Source organism: Streptomyces sp. NPDC033174 (assembly GCF_055577795.1).
Window position 1 is genome coordinate 288,362 of sequence record NZ_JBVIPQ010000003.1, and the last position, 18,549, is coordinate 306,910.

Here is an 18,549-nt window from a genome sequence, read left to right on the forward strand (position 1 = left end):
AAACTTGAACGAAGGGATCACCACCGTCATGGGGCATCTGACCCGCCGCGACCTCAACGCCTCCCGGGAGCGGCTGCGCGACCAGGTCCTCCATGCCCTGCGGGCGGCCCTGATCTCCGGTGAGCTGCGGCCGGGCATGGTGTACTCCGCGCCGACGCTGGCCGAGGACTTCGGCATCTCCGCCACCCCGGTGCGCGAGGCGATGCTCGACCTGGTCCGGGAGGGCCTGGTCGAGCCCGTCCGCAACAAGGGGTTCCGCGTCACCGAGGTCGACGAGCGCGACCTCGACCAGTACAGCGAGATCCGCGCGCTCATCGAGATCCCCATGGTCGGCCGGATCACCCGCACCGCCTCTCGCGAGGAACTGGAGGCGCTGCGTCCGATCGCCGAGGAGATCGTGAGCGCGGCCCGTGAGCACGATCTCATCGGCTATCTGGAAGCCGATCGCAAGTTCCATCTCACGCTGCTCGGCCTCGGCGGGAACGACCGTCTCGTCGAGACCGTCGGCGAGCTGCGCAAGCGGTCCCGCCTCTACGGGCTCACCGCACTGGACGAGCGCGGCGAACTCCTCCCGTCGGCCGAGGAACACCTGGAGCTTCTCGACCTGATGATCGCGGGGGACCGCAGGGGCGCGGAGAAGTGCATGACCAAGCACCTGGGGCATGTGCGCTCCCTGTGGGCCAGGAACGACGCCTCCCGTGCGGCGGCCGCAGAGCGCGGCCGGGCGGCCGGCTCATAACGCGGCCTTATGCCGGGGCGAGGGCTCCCGGAGACACGGAAGCCCCAGCACACTGACCTTGTCATGTCACACCGCTCCTACGGCCCCCGCGGCACCACGCCCGCGCTGTCCCGCCCGGCCGCCGCGCCCGACGGCCGGACGGCCCCGACGGGCCGCACGGTCCGCCGGGCGCGAGGTGACCGGCGACCGCCGCCCCGACGTGAAAGGGATCCATGAATCCGGCGTACGCGACCGTCGACCACGTCTTCAGCGTTCCCCTCGATCACCAGGCCCCCGACGGCCCCACCATCGAGGTCTTCGCCCGTGAGGTCGCCGACCCCGCCCGCCGCGGCGAGCAACTGCCCTGGCTGCTCTATCTCCAGGGCGGCCCGGGCGGCAAGTCGCCGCGCCCGTCCGCCGGATCCCCGGGCTGGCTTCCGCAGGCGCTCAAGACCCACCGCGTACTGCTGCTCGACCAGCGCGGCACCGGTCGCTCCACCCCGGTCACCGCACGGTCCGTGTCCGGATTCTCCTCGGCGGCCCAACTCGCCCGCCATCTCGGTCACTTCCGTGCCGACGCCATCGTGCGAGACGCGGAACTGATCCGCCGGAGGCTGTGCGGTGACACCCCATGGGAGACCCTGGGGCAGAGCTACGGCGGCTTCATCACCCTCACCTATCTCTCCCAGGCCCCGCAGGGCGTTCGCGCCTGCTACGTGACCGGCGGCCTGCCCGGTCTCACCGCCACCGCCGACGACGTGTACGCCCGCACCTATCCCCGGGTTCGCGACCGGGTCCTCGACTTCTACGCCCGCTACCCCGAGGACGCCCCCCGCCTCCGTAAACTCGCCGACCTCCTCGCGGCCGGTGACATCCGACTGCCCAACGGCGATCGCTTCACCACCCGCCGGCTGCGCACCCTCGGGCTGGCCCTCGGCATGGGAGACGGGTTCGAGCGGATCCACTGGCTGCTCGACGAGGCCTTCGGCGCCGACGGCCAGCCGACCGACACCTTCCTCCACCAGGTGATGACGCTCACCGGGTTCATCGACAATCCGCTCTTCGCCGTGATGCAGGAGACGCTCTACGGCCAGGGCGCCGGTCCGTCCGACTGGGCCGCCGCACGCGCCCTCGCCCGCTTCCCGGAGTTCGCCGACGACGCGGACCCGCTCCTCCTCACCGGAGAAATGATCTACCCCTGGATGTTCCGGGAGATCGCGGGCCTGCGCCCCTTCGCGGACGCCGCGGACCTCCTGGCCGGGCGCGCCGACTGGCCTCCGCTGTACGACCTGGACCGCCTCGCCGCCAACGAGGTTCCGCTCGCCGCGATCGTCTACCACGACGACATGTACGTGGACGCCTCACTCTCGCTGCGTACCGCCCGCGCCGTCGGCGCCACCCGCACCTGGGTCACCAACGAGTGGGAGCACGACGGCGTCAGCGCCTCGGGCGGCCGTGTACTCGAACGCCTGATGGCAATGGCCGCGGGTCGCGCGTAGCCCCTCCCGCCGCATCCATGCGACGGTCAACGCCACGATCCGGACCGGAGAAGGACCGGTCCGGATCGTGAACGCCGACTGGTCGGTGCCTCAGTGCCTCAGTGCCTCAGTGCCTTGGTCCTCCTGGCTCCGCGTCAGGAGGAGGGGGAGGAGGGGGACGAGGGCGACGAGGAGGCCGGCGGGCCGGTCGGACGGGCGGGGACGACCGGCAGGTTGTAGACGTGGTCCGGAGTCACGATCTCGGTGATCGCCTGGCCGAACCTGGTACTCGGTTCGATCTCGTCCTGCAGGATGTCCGTGTTGAGCATCACGACCAGCGTCGCCTTCGACTCCGGCAGGTACATGGTCAGGGTCTCGTACCCGGGCAGCGAGCCGTTGTGGCCGATCCACCCCTGCACGTTGAAGATACCCAGTCCGTAGCCGGCGCCCGGAATGCCCGTCGGAAGGGTCTTGAGGCGCTGCGCCTGGGTTTCGGGCGTCAGCAGCGCGCCGGTGGCGAGAACGCGGGCCCACCTGCGCAGGTCCTGGAGGTTGGAGATCATCGCGCCGGCGGCCCAGCCCCAGGAGGGGTTCCAGTTCGTCGAGTCCTCGACCTTCCCGCTGAGCGTCTGGTTGGTGTAGCCGTGCGGGTGCGGGTTCGGGAACTCGGCGCCGGTGGGGAATATCGTGTTCCGCAGCCCGGCGGGCTTCGTGACGTTCTGCTCGATGAACTCGGGGAGCGGCATTCCGCCGGCCTTCTCCACGACCAGCCCCAGCAGGATCAGGTTGGTGTTGCAGTAGAAGAACTTCTCGCCCGGCTGGGACTGCACCGGGTGCTTGAAGGCGTAGTCCAGCAACTGCTGGGGAGTGAACGGCCGCTCGGGGTCGGTGAGCAGCGCCTTGAGGAAGCCGTCGTCCATCGTGTAGCTGAACAGCCCGCTGCGCATCTCCGCGAGGTTCCGCAGCGTGATCCGGTCGCCGTTGGGGACGCCGTCGATGTACTTCCCGATCGGGTCGTCCAGGCCGACCTTGCCCTGATCGACCAGTTCGAGCAGCGCGGTCACGGTGAAGGTCTTGGTCTCGCTGCCGATGCGTATGTTCATGTCGGGGGTCATCTCGGCGCCGTTGGCCTTGTCGGCGACACCGAACGACCGGACGTACGTGCCCTTGCCCGGCGCCGACAGCGCGACGACCACGCCCGGGTCCCCGGCGTCGCGCATGACCTTCTGGATCGCCGTGTCCAGGCGCGCGGTGACGGCGGGGCTGAGTTGGGTGAAGTCGTCGTCCGAGGAGGGTGACGACGTGAGGGTCGGTTCCGGAGAGGGAGCGCCGTAGACGCTTCCCGCGCTCACCGGTACCACCAGCAGAGTTCCCGCTGCCAGACCGATGCACGCCTTGCGCCAGGGGATCGAGTACCTCATGGCAGTCCTCCTGCCGGACGAGGAAAAAACTCCCGTCTCAGGCTAGGTCCGCACGGGTGATCCCGCATGGCGGCGTGGAGGGACCGCGGTGGACGGCGGCCGTCCCGGGGGTGACCACGCCGACGGCGCCGTCGACGACGTGCTGGTGTGCATTCCGCTGCCCGGCACGGGCCGGTACCGCATGTCGACGCGGGTGCCGCCCGAACTGTCCACCGCCCGGGGGCCGAGAGCGCCGGCGGGGGAGCGGAGGGGGTGGCCCACGGCCTGGAAGGGGGACGTGCCCCCGAGCTCGCGCACATCCAGGCGGTCCTGGACCGGCTCTCGCCGCGGCCGACCACCGCGTCCACCATGCGCTGGTCGTCGGTCTTCCGGATCAGCCACCGGCTGGTCGACCGGTACGGAGAGGGCCGGGTCTTCGTCGCCGGGGACGCGGCGCACATCCATCCGCCGACGGGAGCGCAGGGCATGAACACCGGTATCCAGGACGCCTTCAACCTGGCCTGGAAGCTCGCCCTCGCCGTCGGTGGCGCCGCACAGCCGAGCCTGCTCGCGAGTTACGACGCGGAGCGGCGGCCGGTGGGCGAGGAGGTCGTGGGCCGTACGGTCAGGCACGCCGCCGAGGGCGTCCAGGCCGATCCGGCGGACGCGGAGACCCTGATGCTGCGCGAGGCGCAGTTGCTGGTCGCCTACCCCGACAGTCCCATCGTGGGCCGCCCGGACCGGCGGAACGACGGCTCAGGCCCTCAGCCCGGGGAGCGGGCCCCGGACTGCGGCGGCCTCATCGGCGACATCGCCACCTACCCCCTGCGGCTGTACGACCTGTTGCGCAACCGTGGGCATGTGCTGCTGCTGTACGGAAACGGCACGGCGGACCAGAAGTCCGACCGCGGGTTCGTCGACGTCGCCACCGCGGCGCGCAAGTTGTCGGGGAACGAGGTGGGAGTCTGTGCCGTTCTCGCCGACGGAACACCGGCCGGCACCGGGGCGGACGGACACCCGCTGCCGGTGTACCGGGACAGCGGGGGCGAGTTCGCGCGGATCTACGGCGTCGACAGCGCCACCGCCTTCCTGGTGCGCCCCGACGGCTATCTGAGCGCCCGGTTCTGTCCGCCGTCCGCCCGGGAACTGACCACCCACCTCGAAAGCGTCTTCCGGACACCCGGGGTCGCTGCGACGGGCCCCCGAGTCTGAGCGCACGCGACCCTGCCACCGACCGGTCGCACGCCGGGCAGGCGTGCGACCGGCCCGACGGCGTCAGCGCCCGAGCAGCTTCTTCACGCGCTTGCCCTCGGGGGACTCGGCGAGCGTGTTCCACAGCTTGGCCGAGCTGGTCGACGCGTAGACACCGGGCGCGCCCTGCTCGGCGCAGCCCTCGCCGTACGACACGATGCCGATCTGGTACGTCCGGCCGGACACCTTGCGGAACAGCGGGCCACCGCTGTCACCCTGGCAGGAGTCCTTGCCCTCGACGCCCGCGCAGACGTTGACGGCCTTGTTGTAGCCCGGGTAGGTCGCCTTGCACTCGGTGTGCGACACGATCGGCACCTGCACGCCGCGCAGCCGGTCGGCGTAGTGGGGCAGCTCGGTGCCCGTGTTGCCCCAGCCGATGACCGTGGCCTTGGCGCCGGGCCGGAGCAGGGCGTCGGTGCCCATGGTCGGCAGCTTGACCGGGACGATGTCGGTGACCGGCTTGGCCAGCTCCAACAGTGCCAGGTCGTACGCGGAGTCACCGTTGAGGTAGCGCGGGTGCGTCACGATGCTGCGCACCGAACGAAGCTGACCCTGACTCTTGTTGGACAGCACGGTCCGGCCGACGGTGACTTCCAGCTGCTTCGCCTTGGCACCCGTCACACAGTGGGCGGCCGTCATGACGACATCGCTGCTGACCAGGCTCGCGCCGCAGAACTGGCGGTCCGTCGCGCTGCCCTTGCCCTTGGCCAGCAGGGCGGCCATCCACGGGTAGGCGGAGTCCGGCTGCTCCACGCCGCCGATGATGTTGACGACGGGCTTGCCGCGCTCATCGGGCGCCGCGGCGTGGGCGGTGGCGGCGGTGGCGGCCGACGCGACGAGCGCGAGGGCGGCACTCGAAGCCAGGCCGACGGAGGTTATCCGGCGTGCACGGCCGCGAAGGGTGAATCGCATGGGGGGTTGGTCTCCACTTCGTCGAGGGAGTGCCAAAGGTCCGGACCTTTCTGGTCGTTGGTCCTTCGGCACATGACGTGATACGAGACCGAGGATCAGCGCCGGAGGTTTACTCCTGGCTGGAAATGTGGCGCGGTCTCGCCATCCCGTCGCGCCTCGCGGCCGGGGGCACCCGGAGTTCACCTCCAGCGCCCTCCGCGTCCGTCCGGTGATCGGACGCGTGCCACCCGGATCGGCGGTAATGGCCGTCCTGCCCCTGCGGTGAGCCGGCGGGACCGCGCGCATCCGCGCGCCATGCCGACACCCCCCGGAGGACGCGTGCCCCCTGCCGTCGAGGCCGAGCCCGGACAGGGCGGGCGACCGGCCATCGCTGCCGTGCGCGCCCCCACAGTGAGCGCCGCCGTGCTGACCTGCGCGGTCCTCTGTCTTGGCGGACTGCTGGCCGGCAGCCACCCCTACGGGCCCACGACCCGCGACATCGTCGACCTGGGAAACCAGTACCTGCCGTACCACGCCTACTGGCGCAGGCTGCTGCTCGGCGAGGCGGACGGCGACATGTTCCCCCGGCCGCCGGGCCTGCGGCTGGGCGGCGCGGTCGGAGCCGTCGCTCTGCCGGCCCTGGAGGCCCTCGCGTTCCGGCACCGGCGCCCATGGCGACGGCCTCTACCGACCGGCGACCGATGAAGCCGCCCCCGGTTCGTCCGCACGACAGAAAGCGCGCGCGTCGGCACCGAGCGGGTCCTGGAGCGGCTCACGCCGTACGAGAACAGCAACCGGATACCGCTGATCGTGGTGGACCACCTGGTGCCCGACCTGGAAGGGGGAGCGGCCCCCGCCGTGCCCGGCGCCGCCCCGGACACGCTGGAGCCACTGGTCCGGGCAGTGGGCCACCGCATGCAGCCGAAGATCCATCCCGGCCTGCGGGAGGAGACCGACCGGGGGCTGGACCACCACGGCAGCGCGAGGCGGTATGTCCCGGCCGGCCTTCTGACCGAACTCGGCCTGCCCGTCGGGAGGGCCCCGGGCGCGGTGTTCCGGCTGCGCCGAAATCCGGTGCGGCGCCTGGGCCGGCGCCCGGACCGATGGAAATATCTCCCGCGGCCGATGGAGAAATAGCGATCGCGGTGGCAAAGAATTGTCCGGCCGCACTCTTCCGGAGCGCGGCCGCAGCAATGGGAATCCTGTACACCGCCGGCATCGCGTGCTACCTTCACTATCAGTTGCAGTTGTGGTTCCCAAAGACTTCAAGTGCCCCTATCGGCCCCCAGTGCCAGTAGGAGCACTTTTTTATTTCCGGTGTATTTCCGGACGGGGTAATCATCGCGGCGACGCCGGGTCCGCACAGTGCGGGCCCAGGGCACTGCCCCGTCAAAGGAGATATGACATGGCTACTGGCACCGTGAAGTGGTTCAACGCGGAAAAGGGCTTCGGCTTCATCGAGCAGGACGGCGGCGGCGCCGACGTCTTCGCCCACTACTCGAACATCGCCACCTCCGGCTTCCGTGAGCTCCAGGAAGGCCAGAAGGTGAGCTTCGACGTCACGCAGGGCCAGAAGGGCCCGCAGGCGGAGAACATCGTTCCCGCCTAAGGCTGACGCCGACGCGTTCCACGTAGCTGGGGCCCGCACCATGGGTGCGGGCCCCAGCTCGTTTTGTTTCCGGCTCGTTCTTGTGAAGCTCCGTGCGGCCCACCGCTGCCGGAATCCTCGATACGCGCCGCATCGAGGAGGTTCCGCATGAACCGCAGTACCCGTACGACCCGCACGGCCCCGAGTCGCACCACTCGGACGAACGACCGCTACTCCCGCACCCGCTCCGGCGGCAACGGCGGCTACGGGCGCCGCTCCAGCGCGCCGAAGGGCGAGTTCGCCCTGCCGGTGACCCACACGCCCGCCCTGCCCCCCGCCGCGGCCTTCGCGGACCTCGACATGCCCGCTCCGCTGCTGGCCGCCCTGGTGTCCGAGGGCATGAGCGTGCCGTTCCCGATCCAGGCGGCGACGCTGCCGAACTCCCTCGCCGGCCGTGACGTCCTGGGCCGGGGCCGTACCGGCTCCGGAAAGACCCTGGCCTTCGGTCTCGCCCTGCTGGCCCGCACCGCCGGACAGCGCGCGGAACCCCGTCAGCCGCTGGCCCTGGTCCTCGTACCCACCCGGGAACTGGCCCAGCAGGTCACCGACGCGCTCACCCCGTACGCCCGGTCGCTGATGCTGCGCCTGGCCACGGTGGTCGGCGGTATGTCGATCGGCCGCCAGGCGAGCGCGCTTCGCGGCGGCGCCGAAGTCGTCGTCGCCACGCCGGGACGGCTCAAGGACCTCATCGACCGAGGCGACTGCCGTCTGAACCAGGTTGCCATCACCGTCCTGGACGAGGCCGACCAGATGGCCGACATGGGCTTCATGCCGCAGGTCACGGCCCTGCTCGACCAGGTGCGCCCCGAGGGCCAGCGGATGCTGTTCTCCGCGACCCTGGACCGCAATGTCGACCTGCTCGTCCGCCGTTACCTGACCGATCCGGTGGTCCACTCGGTCGACCCCTCGGCGGGCGCGGTGACCACCATGGAGCACCACGTGCTCCACGTCCACGGCGCGGACAAGCACGCGGCGACCAAGGAGATCGCGGCACGCGACGGCCGGGTGATCATGTTCCTGGACACCAAGCATGCCGTCGACCGGCTGACCGAGGATCTCCTCGCCGTCGGTGTGCGCGCCTCGGCGCTGCATGGCGGAAAGTCCCAGCCGCAGCGCACCCGGACGCTCGCCCAGTTCAAGACCGGGCACGTGACCGTGCTGGTCGCCACCAACGTGGCGGCCCGGGGGATCCACGTCGACAACCTCGATCTCGTCGTGAACGTCGACCCGCCGAGCGACCACAAGGACTACCTCCACCGCGGCGGCCGCACCGCCCGGGCCGGCGAGTCCGGCAGCGTCGTCACCCTGGTCACCCCCAACCAGCGCCGCGACATGGCCCGGCTCATGGTGGACGCCGGAATCACGCCGCAGATCACCCAGGTCCGCTCCGGCGAGGCCGAGCTGAGCCGGATCACCGGCGCCCAGGCCCCGTCCGGGGTGCCCGTCATCATCACCGCGCCGGTGACCGACCGCCCCAAGCGCAGCGCGTCCTCGTCCCGTGGCCGCCGCAGCCGCCCCGCCCAGGCGCGGCGCTCCGGCGGTTCGGCGAGGACGGCGAGCCCGGCCTCGGGCCGACGGGGTCTTGACACCGTCGCGTAGCGCCCGGGCTGTGCGGCCAGTACTCATGCAGTGATCAGGGCCCGACCGGTATCCGGTCGGGCCCTTGGTGTTGTCCCCGTGCGGCACGGGGCTGCGGAACGGGGTCGCGGTCAGCTGTCGGAGTAGCTGACGTCTCCCACCGTCCAGGCGCTGACGTCCCTGAGGGAGATGCGGTACATGCCGCCGGTCTCGGGGATGCCCAGGCTGCCCTGGAGAATCCGCGCGACATGGAAGTGCAGATGTGTGGGTGGCTCGTGGTGCCGGCGCGCCCGACTCTCCGCCTCGGTGGGCATGAAGACGGTGGCGAAGGCCCCCAGCCGGTCGGAGTCCTTGAGGACCTCCGCCACACGCTGTCTCCAGAGGGCCTCGGGGGCCAGCCGTCCTGTGATGACAGCACCGGGCACGACCACGGTGAGGGACATCTGATTGCTGTGCTCCGACTCCACCCGTGCGGCGATGTCGACGAGCAGTTCATCAGGGTTCGACATGAGCGCTGAGTCTACTGCCGGGGCGGCCCTGGTGGGGCCCCGGGGCGGGCGGGCGCGGGCAGGCCGGGCCGCGCGTCGAACCCCGCCCATGTGCCGCCAGATATCTACCTTGGCGAAGGTAGACATTCGCCTCTTCGGTTACTAGAGTTCCTCACGTAGCCAAGAAGTCCGCACGACGGCACGGCAGCGGAGTCCTGGGGCCAGGAAGTGTGTGAAGGTCCCGTGGCTGGTTGCCGGGCCGGGCCGCCCGACGGGGCGGCCGCGCAGTACCGAAGAATGCAGTACCACCCGAGAAGTTGAGTGAGTGAGAGGAGTGCGCGCCATCAGGATCGCCCGAGCGAGGTCAGCTCCGCTCGGGTACCGCAGACCCCGGATTGGAAGGTGGTCCCCGGTCAAGCATCCACGAACCCCGCACCCCCGCCCGTTCGGGCGGCAGTGCGGAAGACGAAGCCCGGCGCGCGGCGCCGGTAGATGGTGTTGAAACCCCTCGGGGCCCCGGTGCCGTACGGCACCGGGGCCCCTCGACGCGTCCCAGAAGAGGTGCAAATGCCCCAAGAATCCACCCAGTCCGCCACCGACCGGTTCGACGATGACGACTACCCCGCCTACACCATGGGCCGGGCCGCCGAGATGATCGGCGCCACGCCCGGTTTCCTCCGGGCGATCGGCGAAGCCCGCCTCATCACCCCCCTGCGGTCCGAGGGCGGCCATCGCCGCTACTCCCGCTACCAGCTGCGCATCGCCGCCCGGGCGCGCGAACTCGTCGACCAGGGCACGCCGATCGACGCGGCCTGCCGGATCGTCATCCTGGAGGACCAGCTCGAAGAGGCCCTCGGTCTCAATGAGCGGCTGCGCCGTTCGGTGGCCGGGTCGAGCGGAGCGGCCGACTCCTGACCGCCCACGGTTCCGGCCGGAGGGGTGTGACTGTACGTGCCTGATCGATTGCGCCGTGCTACGGTTCGTCACAGTTGCAGTGTGGTTCCCAAAGACTTCATTCTTGTCGGCTTTTCTGCCGGGAAGTGCGTGTTTCTATCTCCGGTGCTGTTTCCGGACGGGGTAATCATCGCGGCGACGCGCGGTCCGCACAGTGCGGACCCAGGGCACTGCCCCGTTCAAGGAGAGACAAGACATGGCTACAGGCACCGTGAAGTGGTTCAACGCGGAAAAGGGCTTCGGCTTCATCGAGCAGGAGGGCGGCGGCGCGGACGTCTTCGCCCACTACTCCAACATCGCGACCTCCGGCTTCCGTGAGCTCCAGGAGGGCCAGAAGGTCACCTTCGACGTCACGCAGGGCCAGAAGGGCCCGCAGGCGGAGAACATCGTCCCCGCCTAGGGCCGGCGACGACACACACGCTCCACGCGGCTGGGGCCCGCACCTTCGGGTGCGGGCCCCAGCCCGTTGCATCGTACGGGGGACGTTGTCCCCCGAGGTCGTGTCCTCTCCCCGCCCACCGGGCGTTGAGGGGGACGTGAGTACTTCAAACACAAGCCCGATACTGCCCCGCACCGCCGAGCACGACAGCGGCGCCGCCGCGGCGCCCGGCGACCTGGTGGTCCACTCCTGCGTCCACCGTGGCGAGCACACGGTGGAAGTCCATCTGACCGGCGAGATCGACCACTTCAGCGCCCGTCCGCTGCGGTCCCTGCTCACGTCGGCGGCAGCCGCCGGCTGCACGGACCTCGTTCTGGACGCCTCCCGGGTCTCCTTCTGCGACTCCGGATTCCTCCATGTCCTGGAGTGGTGGTCATGCCGGGGCCGCCGGCTCCATCTGGGACACCGGTCGCCCTCGGTCGAGCGGCTCCTGCACGCGGCCGCCGCCGCGCGTCCGGCGGGCGCGGTGTAGGGACGCGGCCGGCGCTCCGGCTCCGGAGGACCGGAGCGGGAACGCTTCCGCCCGGGCAGCGGGGTGCTGCCCGGGCGGATATGCCGGTGGACGAGGAACGCCTGACGGTCAGACGCTGGTCGTCGCTCCGGCCGACTTCGTGCGTTGAGCCACGGCCGCGACCGCCAGGACGGCGACCACCACGGCGCTGATGAACACCACTGGCTTCGCCGCGCCGAACGAATCGCCGAGACTGCTGCCGAGCAGATCGACCCCGCGCGCACTCGCGACCGCGTGGACCGCGATGAGCGCGATGGCGAGTCCCGCGGCGGCCGCCCAGGCGAGCACGGTGTCGCGCAGGGCGAGCCATGCGCCGCACAGCAGGCAGAGCACGGTGACGGCGATGGACAGCGTCTCGGCGAAACCGCCCGAGCGCAGGCTCGCTGTCGGCAGGTGGAGGAGACCGCAGACGAAGAGCAGGAGCCCCGCCGGGAAGCGCAGCGTCGAGCCCAGCGCCGCCGAGACGGTGTGACTGCCGGGGCCGGCGGCCAGTGCGCCGTCCAGGGCCGACATGGGCCACGTCGCGGACCACTTCGAACGCTTCGGGGAGGCGGCGTCCTCCTTCTTCTCGACGCGGTTGCCGAGCAGGCGGTCCCCGTCGCCGGGCACGGGCTTGGGTTCCCGCAGTTCGATGGGGAGGGGACGCCAGTCGCTGCTGTCGGTGCCGAGGATGCTCACGAGCGCCACGACGTCGTCGATCGGCCGGCCCACGGCCGCGGCACGCAGCGTGGTCTCGGCCTGGTGGAGGTCGTAACCGGACTCGTTGAGCAGCGCGACCAGCTGCCGGACCTCGTCCAGCGGACGGGAGACGGCGGCGGCGCGCAGCGCCACGTCGGCGGGGCTGGACAGCTCGCCCGTCCGCTGGAGCCGGGCGACCAGGGCGGCCACCTCGGGCACCGGGCGCTCGGTGGCTGCCGTCCAGAGGAGGGTGTGTATCGGCTCCTCTCCGTTGTCCGCCACGGATGCGGCGATGAGGTCCGCCGTGATGCCGGCCTCGTCCTTCGGGGCGGCCGTGGTGTCGCTCGCCTCTTCGCGCGCCTCGGCCTTCTCGCGCTCCTTCTCGCGCTCCTCCTTCTCGCGCTTCTCCTGCTTCTCCCGCTCCTCGTGCTCAGAGACGCTCTTCCGGTCCGACTCCTTTGCCAGTTCCCTCTCCAGCTCCTGGTCCAGTTCCTGGTCCAGCTCCGGCTTGGTGTCCGCCTCCGTGTCCAGCTCCAGCTGGGTGACCTGGCTGGAGTCCGGGGTGCCGTACGGGGTGGAGTACGGAGACGTGCCCTGGGAGTACGGCGAGGGGTCCGCGGCGGGCTCCTGCCGCGCCGGGGTGTCGTTCCAGCTCTGCGGCGTCCACGCCGGGTACGTCTCGGCGGGCCGGTCGCGGACCAGCTCGTCCGGGCGGTCGGGTCCGGCCGGGGCGGCCGCCACCAGCGGGATGCGCGGCACGCCGGGGGGCGTGGCCGGCGGGGGAGGGGTGTACGGCGTGGGCGCGGCCGCCGTCGGGTCGACCGGAGCGCCGTACGCCGGGTCCGGCGGGGGCACCGGAGGCGCCGCCGCCGGGTAGGCGGGTACCGCGTGGGCCGGGTCCGGCGGCGGGACGGCGGGTGCCGACGCCGCGTACGGGTTGTACGCCGGGTCGGGCGGCGGGACGGGGGGCGCCGCCGCCGGGTAGCCGGGTACGGCGAACGCCGGGTCCTGCGGAGGGGCGGGCCTGGCGGGGTGCTCTGGGTCGTATTCGGCCGAGTCGGCCTTGAAGGGATCGGGGGTCATGGCGCGGGCTCCGTTCGTGGAACATCCGGTAGGCGTTCACCATGTGTCTGCCTTGTGCTGCGCCGGAAAGCGCACACTTGGGTACAACTAGTGCGCAGTTCGGAGCCGTGCGCACTCCGGAGACGTTCCCGATGGGCCGACGGGGCGACAAGGACGGTCCGGGCGCAGTAGTACGGGCCGCGCGTGGCGCCTTCCGCCCCGGCCTCCCGAGGTCACGAAGTGATCGGCGGTGAGCCGCCCTTCGCGCCAGGCGGGCCGAGCGGGGGACCGATCGCGAGCAGTGCGCCGGGTGTGCGGCCGTGGCCCCAGCCGATGTGGCGCCGGTAGCTGCCGAGCAGGCCGTCCCGATCCAGCCGCTCCTCGTCCCGCGCGGCCGGATCGTCGGGGAGCGGCCGGGTCAGCGGCGCGACGAACAGGGCGTCCACCGGACAGTTCGCCTCGCACTGGAAGCAGGTCTGGCAGTCCTCCTGCCGGGCGAGCACCGGAACGCCGTCCTCCCCCCGGTCGAAGACATTGGTCGGGCAGACCTTGACGCACTTGTCACAGGCGATGCAGCGCTCCGCCGAGACCAGTTCGATCACGACGCCACCGCCACCGGCCTGCTCCAGACACGGTCCAGCCCGCCTGTCACGATGCGGTGGTGCCGGCGCGGGTCCTGCGCCGGAAAGTCCAGGCGCCTGGCCATGCCCCGGGACTCGGTACGGGCGAGAGCCGAGTGGTACATCCAGCGGGCGTGCGCGGCCATGGCCGCCGCCTGCCTCGCCCGGACGACATCCCCGCCCTCGGCGTGCAGAGCCGCGCGCAGCCGGGACCAGGTCTCGTCCAGGGCCCGCAGGGACGCCGTCAGCACGTCGCCGTGCCGCAGGTAGTTCTTCTCGTAGGGCAGCACCTCGCCCTGCACGGCGGTGACGACCTCCCGGAAATCGCCCGTGGAGCCGGGTGTCCCGGTCGGCCGCAGGCCCGCCCCGCCCAGCGGCACGGTCCTGCGCGTTCCCGACAGGCCGCCCAGCGCGAGGGCGTGCCGAGCCGCGCCCCGACCCGCCCAGCTGCCCGAGGACATCGCCCAGGCCGCGTTGTGGCTGCCACCGCCGGTGAAGCCGCCGCAGATCTCCTCCCGGGTGGCGGCGTCCCCGGCCGCGTACAGGCCGGGCACGGTGGTGGCGCAGTCGTCGCCGATGACCCGGATCCCGCCGGTGCCGCGCACCGTTCCCTCGGCGAGCAGGGTGATCGCGAACCGCTGCCCGAAGGGGTCGATGCCGAGCCGGTCGAAGGTGAGGAAGAAGTTCGGCTGGGCCAGCCGCATGGCCCGCTGCGCCGCCTCGTCGGCGCGGTCCAGCCTGCAGTACACCTTCTCGCTCAGCAGCGCCCGGGCGATGACCGAGCGCCCTCCCTGACTCGCCGCTCCCTCCAGAACCGAGCCGTCCTCGTGGAAGAAGGTCGCGAAGCTGTAGAAGGCGGTCTTGGTGACCGAGGTGCCCTCGGGCGCGATGCCGTAGGCGTTGGAGAACTCCATGCCGGACAGTTCCGCGCCCGCCTCGGCGGCGAACAGCGCCCCGTCCCCGGTGTTCACATTGCAGCCGAGCGCCCCGCTGAGGAAGGCGCAGCCGCCGGTCGCGAGGACGACCGCGCCCGCACGCACCCGGTAGGAGTGCCCGGCCTGACGCCGGAATCCGGCCACCCCGGCGACCGCTCCCGCACCGTCGGTGAGGAGTTCGGTGACCGGACTGTGGTCGAGGACGCGCACACCCGCGCGCTGGACCCGTACGCGCATCCGGCGCATGTACTCAGGCCCCTGGAGACCATTGCGCAGCTGGGTGCCGTCGGGGCCGACGGGGAAGGGGTAACGGCCGTCGGCGGCCAGTTCGTTCATCCGGTCGTAGGTCTCGTCGAGGACCCGGCCCATCCAGCGCCGGTCGGCGAGATGGCCGCCGAGCGCCTCCCTGCTCGCCATGGCTGCCTCGCGTGCCGCGGGCTCCGGAGGGACGTACCAGACGCCGGTGCCGCCCGATGCCGTGGCGCCGCTGGTGCCGCAGTACCCCTTGTCGGCGAGGACGACATCGGCGCCGGCCCGTGCCGCCTCGAGAGCGGCCCAGGTGGCGGCCGGTCCGCCACCGGCCACGAGGACGTCCGTGGTGAGCGAGAGCGCGTTCACGCGGTCCGCCCTTCGGCGTCGGCGGGTCGGGCGAACCGGTTGGCGGGCCGGGGCAGGCCGTAGTGGTCGCGCAGGGTGCGCCCGCTGTACTCCGTACGGAACAGGCCCCGGCGCTGCAGTTCCGGCACCACCTGGTCGACGAAGTCCTCCAGGCCGCCCGGCAGGTGCGGCGGCATGATGTTGAAGCCGTCCGCCGCCCCCTGGGTGAACCACTCCTCCAGCTGGTCCGCGATCTGCTCCGGTGTGCCCGCGAACACGCGATGGCCACGGCCGCCGCCGAGCCGGGCTATCAGCTGCCGCAGGGTGAGGCCGTCGCGCCGGGCGAGCTCGGCGACCAGGGTGAAGCGGCTCTTGTTGCCGTTGATGTCCCGCTCCTCGGGCAGCTCCGGCAGCGGGCCGTCCAGGGGCAGCCCGCTCAGGTCCACGCCGACCATGCCGGACAGCTGAGCCAGCCCGTACTCGGGGACCTGAAGCTCCGTCAGCTGCTCCTCCAGGGCGCGGGCCTCCGCCTCGGTGGAGCCGATGACCGGGCAGATTCCGGGGAGGACCTTCAGCGCGTCCTCGGTCCTGCCGTACCTGACCAGCCGGGACTTGAGGTCCTTGTAGAAGGACTGCCCGTCGGCGAGGGTCTGCTGGGCGGTGAACACGGCCTCCGCGTACCGAGCGGCGAACTCCTTGCCGTCCTCCGACGAGCCGGCCTGGACGAGCAGCGGGTGGCCCTGCGGGGTGCGCGGCACATTGAGCGGCCCCTGGACGCCGAAGTGCTCGCCGCGGTGGTCGATCCGCCGCACCTTGTCGGTGTCGGCGTAGACCCCGCTCTCGCGGTCGAGGACGATGGCGTCGTCCTCCCAGCTGTCCCACAGCTTGGTCGCCACATCGACGAACTCCCGGGCCCGCTCGTAGCGCAGGCCGTGTTCCAGGTGCTCCTCCAGGCCGAAGTTGCGGGCCTCGTCGACACTGCCGGACGTGACGATGTTCCAGCCGGCCCTGCCGCCGCTCAGATGGTCGAGGGAAGCGAACTTCCGGGCGGTGTGGAACGGTTCGTTGAAGGTGGTGGAGACCGTGGCGATCAGGCCGACGCGTTCGGTCACCACCGCCAGCGCGGACAGCAGCGTGAGCGGCTCGAAGCCGCCGAGCGCGTTGTGCCGGACCTTGCCCCACAGGGCCAGACCGTCGGCGAAGAAGATCGAGTCGAGCTTGCCGCGCTCGGCGGTCTGCGCCAGCTGCTGGAAGTAGCGCAGATCGGTGACGCGTTCCGGCTGGGTGCGGGGGTGGCGCCAGGCCGCGTCGTGGTGGCCGGCGCCCATCAGAAAGGCGTTGAGGTGGAGTTGGCGGGGGTGCGACGTCATGACAGTCCTCAGGAGGATCAGTGGGAGCAGGAGAGACGGGAGAGGCGCGGGGGCCGCGGGTCAGTCCGCGGTCGGCACCCGCCAGGAGCTCAGCCGCCGCTCGAGGGAGACCAGCACCTGGTTGAAGATCACGCCGATGGCGGAGATCGTGACGATGCCCGCGTACATCTGCGGGATCGCGAAGTTGTACTGCGAGTTGTTGATCAAATAGCCGAGCCCTGCCTTGGCGCCGATCATCTCGGCGGCCACCAGCACCAGGATCGACACGGCGCCAGCCAGTCGGATGCCCGTGAAGATGGCCGGAACCGACGACGGCAGGATCACCTTCTGGAACAGCCGGGGGGCGGACAGGTCCATCGACCTGGCCAGCTTCACCAGGGTCGGGTCGGCGTTGCGGACCGCGCTGATCGTGTTGAGGAGGATCGGCCAGGCGCAGGCGTAGACCACGATGGAGATCTTGGAGGTCTCGCCGATCCCCAGCAGCAGGACGAAGACCGGCAGCAGGGCGAGCGCCGCGGTGTTGCGGAACACCTCCAGCAGTGGTCCGAGCAGGTCCGCGACGGGCCGGTACCAGCCGATCAGCAACCCGAGCGGTACGGCGGCGACGACCGCCAGACCGAATCCGCTGAACGAGCGCACCAAGCTCGCGGCGGTGTTGTCGGCGAGCTGCCCGTCGAGCACCAACTCCCACCAGGCACCGGCCACTTCACTGAACGGCGGTAGGAAGATCGCGTCGACCAGACCCAGCCGGGGCGCCGCTTCCCAGACGACCAGCAGCGCCACGATCGCGGCCGACCTGGTGGCCGCGGTCAGCAGGAAACGGGCCGTCCGGCGCAGTGCCCGCCGCAGCCGGTGCGCGGCCACCCGCGCGACCGGATGCCCGGCGCCGGGCGCGCCCCGGTGGTCCTCGCCCGGAGCCGGGGCGCCGCCCGCGCCCACCCTCCCAGGAGCGACGGTGTTCTCCTGAGCGCCGGCCCTCCCCGGCGCGCCGGCCTCTTGCGGGGCCGTGTTCTCCGGCCGGTCGGGACCCTTCTCCAGGGTCGGGACGGCCGCGGTGGCACGGCCGGCCGTCGTACTCGTATCCGTTCCGGTACTCATGCGGCGACGCCTTCCTTCTCCAACTGCTGGGCCCGTGCCACCTCGTCGTGCAACAGCCCCCAGATCCGGTGCCGGTATCGCGCGAATTCAGGGCTCGACCGCAGATCGTCCGTCTCGGTGCGGGAGGCGAACGTGATGGGCACGACCTCCTTGACACGGCCCGGCCGGGACGTCATGACTGCCACCCGCTGCCCCAGGTAGACCGCCTCCTCGATGCCGTGCGTGATGAAGACGATCGTCTTGCCCGTGCGCTGCCAGATCCGCAGGAGTTCGTCCTGCAGGGATTCCCGGGTCTGCGCGTCGAGCGCCGCGAAGGGCTCGTCCATGAGCAGCACGTCCGGGTCGTAGGCCAGGCTGCGGGCGATGGCGACCCGCTGGCGCATACCGCCCGACAGCTCGTGCGGATGCCGATCCTCGAAGCCGGACAGTCCGACCAGCTCCAGATGGGCCCTCGCCTGCTCGGCGCGTTCCCGGCGCGGCACACCGATCGCCTCGAGACCGAACTCGACGTTGCCCTGCGCCGTACGCCAGGGCAGCAGCGCGTACTGCTGGAAGACGATGCCGCGGTCGACGCCGGGCCCGGTGACCGGCTCGCCGTCCAGCAGGATCCGCCCCGACGTGACCCGGGTGAGACCGCCCAGGAGGTCGAGGAGGGTCGACTTGCCGCATCCGCTGGGCCCGACGACGACGACGAACTCGCCCGCCGTGATCGTCAGATCGATACCGTCGAGCGCGGTGAAGTCACCTCCCGACCGGGCGGCTCCGCGCTCCCTGACCGGGAACGTCTTGCGGACCCGCTCGAAAACGATCTTCGGTGTGGTGGTCTCGGCCAT

The 18,549-nt window shown here is 71.3% G+C and carries 19 protein-coding genes; 10 read left to right on the forward strand and 9 right to left on the reverse strand.

Annotated features, from left to right (window positions below; translation table 11 throughout):
- The first annotated feature begins 28 nt into the window (after positions 1-28).
- Positions 29-739 (forward strand): GntR family transcriptional regulator, encoded by a 711-nt coding sequence (locus ACZ5VC_RS11455; protein ID WP_469120209.1) that lies wholly within the window; start codon positions 29-31, stop codon positions 737-739.
- A gap of 212 nt (positions 740-951) precedes the next feature.
- Complete coding sequence (locus tag ACZ5VC_RS11460; RefSeq protein ID WP_469119844.1) at positions 952-2,217, forward strand: alpha/beta fold hydrolase; 1,266 nt, start codon at positions 952-954, stop codon at positions 2,215-2,217.
- A 134-nt stretch (positions 2,218-2,351) separates the two neighbouring features.
- Here the strand turns inward: ACZ5VC_RS11460 and ACZ5VC_RS11465 are convergent, their stop codons facing one another.
- Complete coding sequence (locus ACZ5VC_RS11465; protein WP_469119845.1) at positions 2,352-3,617, reverse strand: serine hydrolase domain-containing protein; 1,266 nt, start codon at positions 3,615-3,617, stop codon at positions 2,352-2,354.
- Positions 3,618-3,869: 252 nt separating this feature from the next.
- Here ACZ5VC_RS11465 and ACZ5VC_RS11470 point away from each other — a divergent pair, with 252 nt between their 5' ends.
- Positions 3,870-4,808, forward strand: a complete 939-nt coding sequence (locus ACZ5VC_RS11470) for an FAD-dependent monooxygenase (RefSeq protein ID WP_469119846.1) — start codon at positions 3,870-3,872, stop codon at positions 4,806-4,808.
- 63 nt (positions 4,809-4,871) lie between these two features.
- Here the strand turns inward: ACZ5VC_RS11470 and ACZ5VC_RS11475 are convergent, their stop codons facing one another.
- Positions 4,872-5,759 (reverse strand): S1 family peptidase, encoded by an 888-nt coding sequence (locus ACZ5VC_RS11475; protein ID WP_469119847.1) that lies wholly within the window; start codon positions 5,757-5,759, stop codon positions 4,872-4,874.
- Between the two features lie 318 nt (positions 5,760-6,077).
- Here ACZ5VC_RS11475 and ACZ5VC_RS11480 point away from each other — a divergent pair, with 318 nt between their 5' ends.
- The 4 genes from ACZ5VC_RS11480 to ACZ5VC_RS11495 all read left to right on the forward strand — a co-directional run bounded on the left by ACZ5VC_RS11480 (position 6,078) and on the right by ACZ5VC_RS11495 (position 8,985).
- Positions 6,078-6,443, forward strand: a complete 366-nt coding sequence (locus tag ACZ5VC_RS11480; protein WP_469119848.1) for a hypothetical protein — start codon at positions 6,078-6,080, stop codon at positions 6,441-6,443.
- Between the two features lie 105 nt (positions 6,444-6,548).
- Positions 6,549-6,875, forward strand: coding sequence for a hypothetical protein (locus ACZ5VC_RS11485; RefSeq protein ID WP_469119849.1), 327 nt, complete (start codon positions 6,549-6,551; stop codon positions 6,873-6,875).
- A gap of 268 nt (positions 6,876-7,143) precedes the next feature.
- Positions 7,144-7,347 (forward strand): cold-shock protein, encoded by a 204-nt coding sequence (locus ACZ5VC_RS11490; protein ID WP_053661143.1) that lies wholly within the window; start codon positions 7,144-7,146, stop codon positions 7,345-7,347.
- Between the two features lie 147 nt (positions 7,348-7,494).
- On the forward strand, positions 7,495-8,985 hold the full coding sequence (locus ACZ5VC_RS11495; protein ID WP_469119850.1) for a DEAD/DEAH box helicase: 1,491 nt from the start codon (positions 7,495-7,497) through the stop codon (positions 8,983-8,985).
- Positions 8,986-9,095: 110 nt separating this feature from the next.
- Here ACZ5VC_RS11495 and ACZ5VC_RS11500 read toward each other — a convergent pair whose 3' ends face one another.
- Positions 9,096-9,473 carry a hypothetical protein gene (locus tag ACZ5VC_RS11500; RefSeq protein ID WP_468707718.1) on the reverse strand — a complete coding sequence of 126 codons (378 nt, stop codon included), beginning with the start codon at positions 9,471-9,473 and terminating at the stop codon, positions 9,096-9,098.
- Positions 9,474-10,019: 546 nt separating this feature from the next.
- Between ACZ5VC_RS11500 and ACZ5VC_RS11505 the strand changes: the two genes are divergently transcribed.
- The 3 genes from ACZ5VC_RS11505 (at position 10,020) to ACZ5VC_RS11515 (ending at position 11,317) form a co-directional block, all read left to right on the forward strand.
- Positions 10,020-10,367, forward strand: coding sequence for a MerR family transcriptional regulator (locus ACZ5VC_RS11505; RefSeq protein ID WP_469119851.1), 348 nt, complete (start codon positions 10,020-10,022; stop codon positions 10,365-10,367).
- A 235-nt stretch (positions 10,368-10,602) separates the two neighbouring features.
- On the forward strand, positions 10,603-10,806 hold the full coding sequence (locus ACZ5VC_RS11510; RefSeq protein WP_468707720.1) for a cold-shock protein: 204 nt from the start codon (positions 10,603-10,605) through the stop codon (positions 10,804-10,806).
- A gap of 136 nt (positions 10,807-10,942) precedes the next feature.
- On the forward strand, positions 10,943-11,317 hold the full coding sequence (locus tag ACZ5VC_RS11515) for an STAS domain-containing protein (RefSeq protein WP_469119852.1): 375 nt from the start codon (positions 10,943-10,945) through the stop codon (positions 11,315-11,317).
- 108 nt (positions 11,318-11,425) lie between these two features.
- Here ACZ5VC_RS11515 and ACZ5VC_RS11520 read toward each other — a convergent pair whose 3' ends face one another.
- From ACZ5VC_RS11520 to ACZ5VC_RS11545, 6 genes are all read right to left on the reverse strand, one after another.
- Positions 11,426-13,117: a hypothetical protein gene (locus ACZ5VC_RS11520; protein WP_469119853.1), complete on the reverse strand. Its 1,692-nt coding sequence runs from the start codon at positions 13,115-13,117 to the stop codon at positions 11,426-11,428.
- 212 nt (positions 13,118-13,329) lie between these two features.
- The gene (locus ACZ5VC_RS11525; RefSeq protein WP_469119854.1) at positions 13,330-13,698 is read right to left on the reverse strand and encodes a 4Fe-4S binding protein; all 369 of its coding nucleotides are present in this window, start codon (positions 13,696-13,698) and stop codon (positions 13,330-13,332) included.
- Positions 13,695-15,269, reverse strand: a complete 1,575-nt coding sequence (locus ACZ5VC_RS11530) for an FAD-dependent oxidoreductase (RefSeq protein ID WP_469119855.1) — start codon at positions 15,267-15,269, stop codon at positions 13,695-13,697. The genes ACZ5VC_RS11525 and ACZ5VC_RS11530 overlap by 4 nt, the downstream gene beginning before the upstream one ends.
- Positions 15,266-16,618, reverse strand: coding sequence for an LLM class flavin-dependent oxidoreductase (locus tag ACZ5VC_RS11535; RefSeq protein ID WP_469119856.1), 1,353 nt, complete (start codon positions 16,616-16,618; stop codon positions 15,266-15,268). Before ACZ5VC_RS11535 ends, ACZ5VC_RS11530 begins: the two co-directional genes overlap by 4 nt.
- A 60-nt stretch (positions 16,619-16,678) precedes the next feature.
- A complete protein-coding gene (locus ACZ5VC_RS11540) occupies positions 16,679-17,716 on the reverse strand; it encodes an ABC transporter permease (protein ID WP_469119857.1) in 1,038 nt (345 codons plus the stop codon).
- Positions 17,713-18,549, reverse strand: coding sequence for an ABC transporter ATP-binding protein (locus tag ACZ5VC_RS11545; protein ID WP_469119858.1), 837 nt, complete (start codon positions 18,547-18,549; stop codon positions 17,713-17,715). Before ACZ5VC_RS11545 ends, ACZ5VC_RS11540 begins: the two co-directional genes overlap by 4 nt.

Bases quoted from the DNA above. Each gene is read 5' to 3' on its own strand.
- ACZ5VC_RS11455 (WP_469120209.1), top strand. From the start codon at position 29: ATGGGGCATCTGACCCGCCGCGACCTCAACGCCTCCCGGGAGCGGCTG.
- ACZ5VC_RS11460 (WP_469119844.1), top strand. From the start codon at position 952: ATGAATCCGGCGTACGCGACCGTCGACCACGTCTTCAGCGTTCCCCTC.
- ACZ5VC_RS11465 (WP_469119845.1), bottom strand. From the start codon at position 3,617: ATGAGGTACTCGATCCCCTGGCGCAAGGCGTGCATCGGTCTGGCAGCG.
- ACZ5VC_RS11475 (WP_469119847.1), bottom strand. From the start codon at position 5,759: ATGCGATTCACCCTTCGCGGCCGTGCACGCCGGATAACCTCCGTCGGC.
- ACZ5VC_RS11490 (WP_053661143.1), top strand. From the start codon at position 7,144: ATGGCTACTGGCACCGTGAAGTGGTTCAACGCGGAAAAGGGCTTCGGC.
- ACZ5VC_RS11495 (WP_469119850.1), top strand. From the start codon at position 7,495: ATGAACCGCAGTACCCGTACGACCCGCACGGCCCCGAGTCGCACCACT.
- ACZ5VC_RS11500 (WP_468707718.1), bottom strand. From the start codon at position 9,473: ATGTCGAACCCTGATGAACTGCTCGTCGACATCGCCGCACGGGTGGAG.
- ACZ5VC_RS11505 (WP_469119851.1), top strand. From the start codon at position 10,020: ATGCCCCAAGAATCCACCCAGTCCGCCACCGACCGGTTCGACGATGAC.
- ACZ5VC_RS11510 (WP_468707720.1), top strand. From the start codon at position 10,603: ATGGCTACAGGCACCGTGAAGTGGTTCAACGCGGAAAAGGGCTTCGGC.
- ACZ5VC_RS11520 (WP_469119853.1), bottom strand. From the start codon at position 13,117: ATGACCCCCGATCCCTTCAAGGCCGACTCGGCCGAATACGACCCAGAG.
- ACZ5VC_RS11535 (WP_469119856.1), bottom strand. From the start codon at position 16,618: ATGACGTCGCACCCCCGCCAACTCCACCTCAACGCCTTTCTGATGGGC.
- ACZ5VC_RS11540 (WP_469119857.1), bottom strand. From the start codon at position 17,716: ATGAGTACCGGAACGGATACGAGTACGACGGCCGGCCGTGCCACCGCG.
- ACZ5VC_RS11545 (WP_469119858.1), bottom strand. From the start codon at position 18,549: ATGGCCGAGACCACCACACCGAAGATCGTTTTCGAGCGGGTCCGCAAG.